This window comes from bacterium, from assembly GCA_027622355.1.
Taxonomy (GTDB): domain Bacteria; phylum UBA8248; class UBA8248; order UBA8248; family UBA8248; genus JAQBZT01.
The window spans coordinates 1-11,263 of record JAQBZT010000062.1; the positions used below are offsets into that span (position 1 = coordinate 1).

General features: G+C 62.7%; 13 protein-coding genes. 7 read left to right on the forward strand and 6 right to left on the reverse strand.

Annotation, left to right across the window (positions count from 1 at the left end):
• Both O2807_05435 and O2807_05440 read left to right on the forward strand, forming a co-directional pair.
• A partial coding sequence (locus O2807_05435; GenBank protein MDA0999945.1) for a beta-N-acetylhexosaminidase occupies positions 1-416 on the forward strand: 416 nt, incomplete at its 5' end.
• 267 nt (positions 417-683) lie between these two features.
• Positions 684-1,055, forward strand: a complete 372-nt coding sequence (locus tag O2807_05440; protein MDA0999946.1) for a response regulator — start codon at positions 684-686, stop codon at positions 1,053-1,055.
• 57 nt (positions 1,056-1,112) lie between these two features.
• On the opposite strand, the gene O2807_05445 is transcribed toward O2807_05440, so the two are convergent.
• The 3 genes from O2807_05445 to O2807_05455 all read right to left on the reverse strand — a co-directional run bounded on the left by O2807_05445 (position 1,113) and on the right by O2807_05455 (position 3,725).
• A complete protein-coding gene (locus O2807_05445; GenBank protein MDA0999947.1) occupies positions 1,113-2,180 on the reverse strand; it encodes a DUF933 domain-containing protein in 1,068 nt (355 codons plus the stop codon).
• A 32-nt stretch (positions 2,181-2,212) separates the two neighbouring features.
• Complete coding sequence (locus O2807_05450; GenBank protein ID MDA0999948.1) at positions 2,213-2,740, reverse strand: peptidylprolyl isomerase; 528 nt, start codon at positions 2,738-2,740, stop codon at positions 2,213-2,215.
• 151 nt (positions 2,741-2,891) lie between these two features.
• Positions 2,892-3,725, reverse strand: coding sequence for a gamma-glutamyl-gamma-aminobutyrate hydrolase family protein (locus O2807_05455; GenBank protein MDA0999949.1), 834 nt, complete (start codon positions 3,723-3,725; stop codon positions 2,892-2,894).
• Here O2807_05455 and O2807_05460 point away from each other — a divergent pair.
• Positions 3,724-4,287 carry a hypothetical protein gene (locus tag O2807_05460; GenBank protein MDA0999950.1) on the forward strand — a complete coding sequence of 188 codons (564 nt, stop codon included), beginning with the start codon at positions 3,724-3,726 and terminating at the stop codon, positions 4,285-4,287. The genes O2807_05455 and O2807_05460 overlap by 2 nt on opposite strands.
• 9 nt (positions 4,288-4,296) lie before the next feature.
• Here O2807_05460 and O2807_05465 read toward each other — a convergent pair whose 3' ends face one another.
• From O2807_05465 to O2807_05475, 3 genes are all read right to left on the reverse strand, one after another.
• The gene (locus O2807_05465) at positions 4,297-5,286 is read right to left on the reverse strand and encodes a hypothetical protein (protein MDA0999951.1); all 990 of its coding nucleotides are present in this window, start codon (positions 5,284-5,286) and stop codon (positions 4,297-4,299) included.
• Positions 5,287-5,494: 208 nt separating this feature from the next.
• Positions 5,495-5,683, reverse strand: a complete 189-nt coding sequence (locus O2807_05470; protein MDA0999952.1) for a hypothetical protein — start codon at positions 5,681-5,683, stop codon at positions 5,495-5,497.
• Positions 5,680-6,369: a hypothetical protein gene (locus O2807_05475; GenBank protein MDA0999953.1), complete on the reverse strand. Its 690-nt coding sequence runs from the start codon at positions 6,367-6,369 to the stop codon at positions 5,680-5,682. Before O2807_05475 ends, O2807_05470 begins: the two co-directional genes overlap by 4 nt.
• 123 nt (positions 6,370-6,492) lie before the next feature.
• On the opposite strand from O2807_05475, the gene selA reads away from it, so the two are divergent.
• The 4 genes from selA to O2807_05495 form a co-directional block, all read left to right on the forward strand.
• Positions 6,493-7,932, forward strand: coding sequence for an L-seryl-tRNA(Sec) selenium transferase (gene selA, locus O2807_05480; protein ID MDA0999954.1), 1,440 nt, complete (start codon positions 6,493-6,495; stop codon positions 7,930-7,932).
• 25 nt (positions 7,933-7,957) lie between these two features.
• Positions 7,958-8,767 (forward strand): alpha/beta fold hydrolase, encoded by an 810-nt coding sequence (locus O2807_05485; GenBank protein ID MDA0999955.1) that lies wholly within the window; start codon positions 7,958-7,960, stop codon positions 8,765-8,767.
• A 53-nt stretch (positions 8,768-8,820) separates the two neighbouring features.
• On the forward strand, positions 8,821-10,767 hold the full coding sequence (gene selB / locus O2807_05490) for a selenocysteine-specific translation elongation factor (protein MDA0999956.1): 1,947 nt from the start codon (positions 8,821-8,823) through the stop codon (positions 10,765-10,767).
• On the forward strand, positions 10,757-11,263 hold a 507-nt coding region (locus O2807_05495), incomplete at its 3' end, for an aminotransferase class V-fold PLP-dependent enzyme (GenBank protein ID MDA0999957.1). The genes selB and O2807_05495, both read left to right, overlap by 11 nt.

Genomic DNA, 11,263 nt, shown 5'->3' on the forward strand with positions numbered 1-11,263 from the left:
TGTTCGAGAAAATCGACCCGGCACGGCCTGCCAGCCTCTCGCCCGCCATTGCGGACGCGCTGCTCCGGGAGCGGCTCCGCTACGAGGGGCTCGCCGTCACGGACGATCTGGAGATGGGGGCGATCGCCGATGCGGCCGAGGGGGCCGTCTTGGCCGTCGCGGCGGGAGCCGATATCGCGCTCATCTGCCATTGCGAGGAGATTCAGGAGGATGCGCTCGGGCGGCTGGCGGCGGCCATCCGCTCGGGGGCCATTTCGGAGGCTGCCGAGCGGGCCTCCCGCGAGCGGATTTCCGCCGCAAAGACGCGGTATATCCCCTCATTCCCGGAGGCCGCTGAGGCCCTGCGGCCGGGGAATGCCGCGCACCGGGCGCTGGAGCGGGAGATCAGGCAAAGGCTGGAAAACATAAGTACATAATAATCAATTGGCTGATTTTTGGTTTTCTGATTTTGGCGAGATGGAGCAAATTCTCTTTCACAATTCCCATAAAATTTGCCATAATCCGCGCGTACGGGAGTATATAAATTATTTATTTCATGCCATATGCAATTTCTCTGTTTCATGTAATCTGATTGCATCACTCCCGAGACAAATGCGCACTCCCTCACACGGGTGCGCTCCGGCTTCGGGTTATCATAGCCTTCAGGGTTTTTTTGGCACCACTTTCGAAACAGGAAACGCAAGATGGCAAAAATTCTGATCGCGGACGACGACGGTACCTTGCGCCAGCTTCTCGAGAACGCACTGACGACGGAAGGCCACGATGTCGTTCTCGCGGAAGACGGCAAGAAAGCGCTCGAATCACTGCGCAACGACCAACTCGATCTGGCCATCCTCGATCAGACGATGCCGATGCTGAAGGGCAGCGAGGTGCTGGTCCAGCTGAAGCTGGAGAACGGAATCATCCCCCCCACCATCATCATTAACGCCAAAGGCTCCGCCGAGCTCATTCATAATTGCATCGAGGCCGGCGCCCGTGACTTCGTCCTCAAACCGTTTCACCTGCCGATCTTCCTTGATCGGGTCTACAAGCTCCTGCGCGTGACAAAACGCTGAGCCCGGAAACGGCCTGAATTCTCTGGAAATTTGGCGATTTGGCGTCAGACGTTGCACTCAGACATTGAAGCGCACGTGCAGAATGTCCCCGTCCTGAACGAGATAGTCTTTCCCTTCCAGGCGCAGGCTTCCCCTCTCACGGGCCGCGGCCATTGAGCCGGCCTCCATGAAGTCCGCATAGGAGATGACTTCCGCACGGATGAAGCCCCGCTCGAGATCCGAGTGGATGGTGCCGGCGGCCCGCACGGCGGATGTGCCCTCGCGTATCGGCCAGGCGCGCACCTCGTCCTCCCCCACCGTCATAAAACACTGGAGCCCCAGCAGGGAGAAGGAAGCGCGAATGACCCGCTCGGCGGCAGCCTGCGCGATGCCGTAGTCTTCGAGGAAGGAGGCGAGCTCATCGTCTGGAAGCTGGGCGAGTTCCTCCTCGAGCTTGCCGCAGAGAACGATGGGCGCCGCCTCGCCCGAAGCCGGCGACATTCCAAAGGCCTCGGGGTCCGCGCCTACATGGTCCTCTCCCGCGTTGATGACGACGAGAAGCGGCTTGGACGAGAGAAAACCGAAACCCCGGAGCCGCGCTTGGCTCTCGCCAGAAAATTCCACAGCGGATACCGGCTTCCCCTCCTCGAGCGCCCGGCGGATGGACCGGAGCAGTTCCAGCTCCGCGGCCTCGTCCGGGTCCTTCCGCTTTCGGACCTGCTCCTCGAGCCGGTCGGCCCGCCGCTCCACCACCGAAAGATCGCGGATGATGAGTTCGAGCCGTGCGTCCTCGAGGTCGCGCGCCGGATCCACAGTTTGGCGCGGATGGGGGACCCCCGGATCCTCGAACCCCCGGACGGCCAGCAAAAGGGCGTCGGCGCCCTCGAGGGCCGGCGGAATCGCTTCTCCGGCGGAGCGGCTGCTCTCGCTCCCCTCGAGGGCGGGCACATCGGCGAAATTCACAGTCGCGTAGGTCGTTTTTTTGGGACGGAATATCTCGGAGAGCGCGTCTACCCGGGGATCGGCGACGCGCGCCACTCCGAGGTGTACCTGTCCATAGCCGCCCGCCTTCGCGCTTCCCCCGGTGAGGGCGTTGAACAGAGTGGTTTTCCCGCTCGCGGGAAGGCCGATAATTCCGATCTTCAAAACAGCCGATCCTCCGGAAGTGCCACTCGCCCTTAGGCGGAATGCCGAATCGTCACTTTTTCCAAGACCACCGGCTCGAGCGGGCGGTCCATGGGGCCGGTCTCGACCTCGGAAATGGCCATGACGATATCGAGACCCTCGACCACCTTTCCGAAAACCGAATGCCGATCGTCAAGGTGCGGCGTGGGAGCCACTGTGATGAAGAACTGGCTGCCGTTGGTGTTCGGCCCGGCGTTGGCCATCGAGAGGACGCCGGGACCGTCGTGGCGGAGATCGGGGTCGAATTCATCCTCGAAGGAATATCCGGGGCCGCCCATCCCGTTTCCGAGAATGCAGCCTCCCTGGATCATGAAGTCGGGGATCACGCGGTGGAAAATCAGGCCGTCATAATAGGGCTGCGTCGTCGGCTTGCGCGTTTTCGGGTTGGTAAATTCTTTTGTCCCCTGCACGAGACTGACAAAATTTTCGACCGTCTGGGGCACCTTGTCCGGAAAAAGTTCCACCACGAAATCGCCCATATTCGTCTTGAACTCGGCAAAAAGACCAGCGGCAGCACTCATCGCATTTCCTCATCGAGAAGTGGGAGGCGGCCCGGCGCTCAGGGCGCACCGCCATAAAAAAAGGCACCGTCTGGAGCCAGCGCCCAGGAAACGAAGGAGTGTAGGGAAAGACGCACCGAGGGGTCAAGGGAGAGCCCGGGCCGCGGGCCGGTCAAACGCTGGCGCGGACGACCGCCGATCGTTCCATCGCGCCGACATCCATCGCCTGCTGGCGCTGGACGCCGGATTCCATATCGTAGGCACGGGCCTCATCCACGAAGCGCGCGAAGAGATGCTCTGCCCTGTGGCATTCTCCAAAGCCGTAGGCCGCCATGGATTCGGGGTGCCATTGCACGCCCAGAACAAACCGGTGGGAGGGGGATTCGATCGCTTCGATCACGCCGTCGGCGCTTATTGCCACAACGGCCATACCGGGCCCAGGCTCCTTCACCGACTGGTGATGGGCGCTGTTCACATAGTGGTCGCCGGCGCCGATGGTCCCCTCCAGGCAGGAAGGAAAAATTTTCACGGGGTGAAACGTGTATGTGGCTTTCTTCGCGTTCTTGGGACGGTGCGGCAGGGGCGACTTTACCTGATCGTCAATATCCTGGAGCAGGGTTCCGTCCGCGGCCACGTTCATAACCTGCATGCCCCCGCAAATCCCCAGCACCGGAATGTCCCGTGACATGGCGGAGCGGCAAATGGAAAGCTCGAACACCTCACGCTTCACATTGGAAGGTCCGCAGGAGGGGCGCCGTTTTTCTCCATACGTCGCCGGATCCAGATCATGCCCGCCGCCCGAGATGATGAGCGCATCGAGACCGTCGAGCAACGACAGGGTCCCGGCCTCATCGTTCAAAGCAGGAAGGAGCATCGGCACCCCGCCAGCCTGCACCACCGCATCCACATATGCGTCCATCAGGACATGGCGATCGCGCAGGGTCGGCTCTTCCGGAAATTTCCGCTGGCTGAGGTCGCAAGTGATTCCGATACGCGGACGAGGCATGAGGTTACCTCAAGAAAAAGATGGGCGTTCCATCATTCTAAAAGAATGGAACAAAAAAGCCAGCCGCCATAATGAAAAAAGTGAAGCACGTCACAATCCCTCCAATTCGATCCGAAGGAACGGGAGAGGGGGAAGCGAAGCATCTCTGGCACGAAGAGGGCGCCGACTGGACCCGATGCCAGACAGGGTCTTATATTCAGCCCAGGGAGGAAACACATTGAAGTGGATGGTCTTAACGCGTCTCGTCCTGCCGCTTGTGCTGGTGGGAGCCTTGGTGTCCCTGCCTTTCATCTGGATACCCGAAGTGTCTCACCCGGCAAAAGAGCAGACCGGAATCGCATCCACCAGCGGATCTTCCCGCCCGGAAAAAAACAAAAAAAACCGCACTACCCCCTTCCAGCGCATGATGACGCTGGGTTTCGCCCTGATCCTGGTTTCAGTTTCCATCGGGGGGATCATGCTCTACCGCATCACACGGTCGCAAACTGCGAGCTGGCGGCGGCGCTTTGCGCCCCCCAAAAAGAAAGCCGAAAACGTGAATCGCCGCGCTGGGGATGCATGAGGCGAGAAGCTAGCGCTTTTGCCGCCGAGGGTTGTTCGAGGATTTTTTTCGGGATGTGTTTTTCGCTTTCGCCTTGACCCGGGAAGCGGTCTTCTTGCGAGGGGCTTTTTTCTTGACCGACGGGCCGGACGCGCGCGGCGCCTTTGGCTTTGCACGCGAAGCCGATTTTTTCTTGGCCGCCGCCGTTTTCTTCGCCAGCAGCACCTTCTTCTTCGCCGCCATCATTTTCTTCTTTTTCGCCTGCGCCGCTTTATTTTTCTTTCCATCAAGAGCCTTCTTCTTGGCCGCCGCCGCTTTCTTCGCCGCCATCATCTTTTTCTTTTTCGCCAGTGCCGCCCCCTTCTCCTTGGCCGCCGCCGCACGTTTCTTCTCCACAACGGCCTTTTTCTCCGCCGCCACCCGCACACGCTCTTCCTTTTTCTTCTCCGTGGCGAGTTTCCTCGCTTCCATGCTGCTCAAGGCTGACTCACTGCCTTTTCCCGAATCCAAAAACTTGGCCGTCAGCGAAGTGGACTGCGGCTTCGGCTTGCGTCTTCCTGTCATCAGGTGGAAGGCGTAGCCGACCACGGTCTTTCCATCCTCGCTTTTCTCCATCTCCTGCAGCACCATTTCGACGGGGGTGCCGGGCACAAGCATGTCCTCGAATCCCTCCCAGCCCAGGATCACGGAGTTAACCTTGATCCCTTCCTCGAGAAGGATGACGGCGGAAACCCGCGCATCCTCCCCCACGGCCGATCGCGTCACCGTGGCCGAGAGAATCTGCCCTCTCCCGCTGAGATAGGTTTCGCTTGTGCTTCGAGGACAAAACGGGTTGTCGCAGGTGGCCTTCGCCCCGGTTTTGGGGAAAAAATACTCCTCGCACTCCCGGCAAACCGAACCAATGAGGCGGGGCTTCTCGCGCGCACTCCTGGGGATCGTGAATACGTCCCGCATGAAGGGGATCACGTTATCCTTGCTGTTCGGGATGTAGATCTTCGATTTATTGGCCATTTCGGTCATGAAAAATACCGGTGAGCGGGGAACGCGAGAGGGAGGGGGCGGCTCGCCAAAAAAAACGCCCTTTCGACGGGGGAAACCTTCCCGGAACTCGAAAGAGGGCTCGGCCCCTCCTACTTGCAACGCCGCGACGGTATCAGGGGGAGGAAACCATGTCAAGATATATAAAATTGTCTGAAAATAAAAGAGTTATAGGCAACTGGGCAAAAACTTAGCCCTCCGGGTCAGCCTCCTGTCCTACCTGGTGGCGAAGCTGCTCAAGCCTCCGGCGGTTCGCCTCGCAGCGCAGGGAGACGTTTTGAAGCTTCGCGGACATCTGCTTTGTCGCATGAACGGTGGAGTCCCGCTCCTCTCGCAAAAGCCGGTTCACCTCCTGCAACAGTCCCAAAAGCTCTTTCATGGCCTGGTCTCCTGGATGAGGTCAATCAATCTCTCGCGCAGGATTTCCACCAGCAAATCCAGCTGGTTCTTCTCTCTCGGCTCGATGGATATGCGCAATTCCTGTCCGTCGGGGCTGGGAATCAGAAAATATCCATATCGGGCGGGCAAAAACGAAGAAGCGTACTGGCGAAACTCTTGCGCCGAAAACCGGGGAATCGCCTGCTCCAGCAGGTGGATGGGAAACGTCACCTCCACGCGATCATCCAGAAGAGCCAGGTAGACGACCGGAATCTCTCCCTTTTCATCCAGATCGCACATCCAGACGACACTGGTCGGATCATACACCGTTTCCCGGACGAGCGGAAGGAATTGGTGCATCGCGCGGCGGAGCCCCACATAAAGGTTTGTGGCGGGCTTGCGCTTTTCTAGATGGAGGGACGCCTCGGCGCTGGGCGGGAAAGGAAGGGTCGGCCCCTCCTGCCCGAGCCCTTTTTCCAGCCGCTCCAGCGCCTCGACGATTCGATCCAGCCGGCGTCGAATCCCGAAAATAGAAAATGGGAGGATCGCCCAGGCCAGCCAGAGAAAAATGACCAGCGCCGCCAGGATGAGAACCAACGGGTGAACCGACCCACCCGGCATGTTGCCCTGAATGAAATCCACGAACTCACGACCCTCGGAAAGAACACCTGAAGCCCAATCTATCAAAACAACTTCCGGGGGACAATGAATTTCCTCCGGCCTCCCACTGCGCCAATCCGGCCGGGTTGACCGGCCGAATTGGCGCCGCGTATAGTTGAATCTGATACCCCACCAGGAGAGTATGGTTTCATGAAACCCCCTGAAAATGCTGAAACCCCGGCTGCGTTACTAAGGCATCTGCCCTCGGTAGATGAGGTGATGGCCCGCCTCCGGGAAGACGGGGCCAAAGACACACCCGGCGCCCTTCTGGCCGAAGCAGCCCGGCGGGCCATCGAGACGGCGCGCCGCCGCATCCTGGCGGGAGAGGGCGAAAAGAACGGTGCCCCGGCCGAAGACACCCTCCTGGATGATATCGCCGAAGAAGCCAAGACCCATCTTCTCGCCGACCGGCGCATGCACCTGCGGCCCGTGATCAACGCCACCGGGGTCATCCTGCACACCAACCTCGGGCGGGCGCCCCTCGCCCCGGCCGCCGTCCGGGCTGTCGCGGCCGTCTCCGAGAGCTACTCCACCCTCGAGTACGATGTGGCAGAGGGCCGCCGGGGAAAGCGCGCCGAAGCCATCGAGGAGCTGCTCTGCCGCCTCACGGGCGCAGAGGCCGCCCTGGTCGTCAACAACAACGCGGCCGCCGTCATGTTCGCCCTCCGGTTCATGGCCGAGGGCCGCGAGGTCATCATCTCCCGCGGGGAGCTCGTCGAGATCGGCGGCTCCTTCCGCATCCCCGACATCATGCGCCAGAGCGGCGCGCGGCTCGTCGAGGTCGGTGCCACCAACAAGACGCGCATCGAGGATTTCGAGGAGGCCATCGGCTCCGAGACCGGCCTCCTCCTCAAGGCCCACACGAGCAACTACCGCATCGTGGGCTTCACCGAGGAGGTGCCCCGCGACCGGCTCGCCGCTCTGGCCAGGGAAAAGGGCATCCCCTTCCTCGAGGACCTGGGGAGCGGCCTGCTTATCCCGGTTCCGGGCCTGCCGGCCGAGCCGACCGTCGGCGAGTCGGTGGCCGCCGGGATTGACGTTATCACCTTCTCCGGCGACAAGCTCCTCGGCGGCCCCCAGGCGGGCCTGGTGGTCGGAAAGGCCGAATGGGTGGACCGGATGAAGCGCCACCCCCTCATGCGGGCCCTCCGCCTCGACAAAATGACGCTGGCGGCCCTTGAGGCCACGCTGCGCCTCTACCTCGACCCGGAAACCGCCCTGCGGGAGATCCCTGTCCTGCGGATGCTCTCGGAGCCCGCCGAGGCCGGCGCCCGGCGCGCCGATGCGCTCCTCGCCGCCCTCGGAGAAGAGGCCGCGGCGCACCTTCGGCCCGAAAAGGTGGACACCATCTGCCGCGTAGGGGGCGGCGCCATGCCGACGGCGGAGATCAAGAGTTGCGCGCTGGCGCTCTCGCCGGCGGGCCTCTCCACCGAGGCGGCGGAGCACCGTCTGCGGAACGGCGCGCCGACCGTCATCGGCCGGATTCAGGAAGACCGCCTGCTGCTCGAGATGCGAAGCGTCCGCGACGCGGAAATCGAACCGCTGGCCCAGGCACTTCGAAACCTGGCGGCGTCCATCACCGCCGCATAATCTTTCACCTGAAAGGGAGCGTCTCATGGCCACAGTCAACTCCGGCGGCCTCGATATCGACTATGAAGTGCTGAACCCGGGATCTTCCGCCATCCCCGTTTTTTTCATCAGCGGCCTCGGCGGCGCCCGCGCATCATGGACGAACCAACTTGAGCCCTTCCAAAAGCGCGGCCCTGTCGTCCTGCATGATCACCGCGGCACGGGCCGGAGCGCGAAACCGCTCGGCGTCTACAGCGTCCCCGCGATGGCCGAGGATGTCGTCGCCATCATGAACGCCGAGGGCATCAAGCGCGCCCACCTGGTGGGAAGCTCGACCGGCGGGGCCATCATCCAGGTGATCGCCATCGATCATCCCGCGCGGGTGGCGAGCGCCTCCATCTGCAGCTCCTGGCCGAAATCGGACGCCTTCTTTCTCCGGCAGTTCCAGATGCGCAAGCGGATTCTCCTGGAGATGGGCAAGGAGGCCTACACCCTCTCCTCCTCTTTCACCCTCCACTCGCCGCCGTTTTTCGCAAAAAATTACGAGGCGATCGCCAAAAACGAGAAGGTGATGATCGAAAACGCGCCGCCCGATGAGGTGGTTGCCGAGCGTATCGACGCCATCATGGCCCACGATCAGATGGACCGTCTGGGCCGGATCAAATCGCCCACCCTGGTGCTCGTCGCGCGGGACGACATGGTGACGCCGCCCTACTACTCGGAACAGCTCGCCGAAAAAATCCCCGGCGCGGAGCTGAACGTCTTTGAGTCGGGCGGACATTTCGTGTACATCGCCGAAAAAGAAAAATTCAACCAGACCGTTCTCGGCTTCATCGGCCGCCATGACGCCGCCTGAGGGCGGAGCGCCAGAGAGATGACCGCGACCTTGGGCAAACGGAAACACCGTTCATGAAACACATCATCATCGGAACTGCCGGCCACATCGATCACGGGAAAACCTCGCTCGTCCGCGCTCTGACCGGCACCGACACCGACCGCCTCAAGGAAGAGAAAGAGCGCGGCATCACTATCGAGCTCGGCTTCGCCCAGCTCGACCTCGGCGAAATTCACGCGGGGGTGGTGGACGTTCCCGGCCATGAACGATTCATCAAGAACATGCTCGCCGGCGCGGGGGGCATCGATCTCGTCATGCTGGTCGTCGCCTCGGACGAGGGGGTGATGCCCCAGACCCGGGAGCATCTGGCCATCTGCCGCCTGCTCGGCGTTAAAACGGGCCTCATCGCAATGACGAAGACCGACATGGTGGACGCCGAATGGACGGAACTCGTCCGGGACGATCTCGCCGAATTCGTCAAGGGAACCTTCCTGGAGAAACGGCCGGTCGTTCCGGTTTCGGCCCAGACCGGCGCGGGCCTTGACGATATCCGCCGGGTGATCGCCGAACTCGCCGAGGAGATGAACCCCAAGAGCGACGCCGGCATCTTCCGCCTCCCCATTGACCGGGTCTTCACCATGCGCGGCTTCGGCGCCGTCGTGACGGGAACTCTCTTCAGCGGCAGCGTGGCGGTCGGCGATCAGGTGGTGGTCTATCCGGGCGGCCGTGAGGTCCGCGTCCGCGGACTCCAGGCCCACGGCGAGACGGTGGAGCGCGCCGGGGCGGGAACCCGGACGGCGGTCAACTTACAGGGGGTGGACCGCGAGGAGGTCCTCCGCGGGGATGTGCTCGGCCACCCCGGCGAGTTGAAGCCCACCTACATGCTCGACCTTAAGCTCGAGCACTTAGAGGATGCCCCCCGCCCGCTCAAAAACCGCGACCGCGTGCGTTTTCACGCGGGCACCTCCGAAATCATGGGGCGTCTTTCGATCATCGGCGGGGATACCATTGAGCCCGGCGGGAGCGGATATGCCCAGATCCGGCTCGAGTCGCCGGTCGCCCTTCTTCCGCGCGATCGGTTCGTCATCCGGAGCTACTCGCCGATGATCACCATCGGCGGCGGCGAGATTCTCGACGTGATGCCGCAGAAGCACCGCCGCCTTCGCCCCGCCTCCATCGCGCTGCTCGAAAGCCTGGCCGGCACTGACGAAATCGGACGCCTCAAGACGCTCCTCGGGCTCACGGGCGGAGCGGGCGCCGATGTGCGCGCCCTCATGGGCTGCCTGACGCTGACGCGGAAAGAATTGTTCCGGGAGCTCGAAGCGCTGGCGGAGCGGGGGGAGGTGCGCATCATCGACAAGGAAACGGGTCTTGCCCTCACGAGCGAAAGCTTCCGCGCCCTTCAGGAGAACATTCGAAAGACGCTGGCAAACTACCACAGAACCAACCCCCTCCGGCCGGGCGCGCCCCGCGAGGAGGTCCGGGGAAAAGCCGGCGGCGCGCGGGAGGGCGTCTTCGGGGCGGCGCTCGCGGAACTGGCCGCCGGCGGGGAGGTCCGGGAGGAAGGGGCCACGCTGCGCCTCGCCTCGCACGAGGTGCAGGTCGGCGGGGAACTCGCCAAGGTGAAGGACAAGCTCGCCGAAGCGTTCCGCGCGGCGCGCTTTCAGCCGCCGGCGATGGAGGAAGCCTTCGGGGCGGCGGGCGCCAAGGGAAACGCCGGCCCGGAGGCACTTCAGGTCCTGGTGGACGAGGGGGCGCTGATCCGTCTGAAGGACGGCATGGTCTATCACCAGGGAGCCCTTGATGAGGCCCGCAGCCAGCTGGAGGCCCACCTGATGGAGCACGAGGAAATCTCGGCCGCAGAGTTCCGCGACCTGCTCGGCATCACGCGCAAGCACGCCATCCCGCTGCTCGAGTATTTCGACACCGCCCGCGTCACCCTCCGCGTCGGTGACAAGCGGGTTTTGCGAAACCGCTCCGAAAAAAAAAGCGCCCCGCAAGGAGACTACTTTGTCTTTTGATACCGCGAAAATCCGCCGCCTCCGCGCGGGAATGCCCGCGCTCCAGGGTCAGGCCTATCTGAACTGGGGGGGGAGCGGCCCCAATCCCGCCCCCGTCCTCAAGAAGGTGCACGGCTTTCTCGACTGGGAAGCCGCCCTCGGGCCCTTCCACCCGGAAATCCGCGCGGCCTTCCTCGCCCTCAAGGGAGAGGTCCGGGCGAACATCGCCGGGGCGCTGGGGGCGCGGCCCGAGGAGATTGCCCTGATGGAGAACACGACCGACGGCATCAACATCGCCGCGGCGGGAATCGACTGGCGGAAGGGGGACGAGGCGCTCGTCAGCGACCTGGAGCATCCGGGCGGCTACCTCCCCTGGCTCCTCTGGGGGAAGAGAGCGGGGATCCGGGTGCGTCTCCTTGCGACGGGGGCGACGGACGAAGAGTTGCTGGAGAACCTGCATCGGGCTCTCGGCCCCCGGACGCGCGCCTTTTGCATCAGCCACATCGATTGGCTGGCG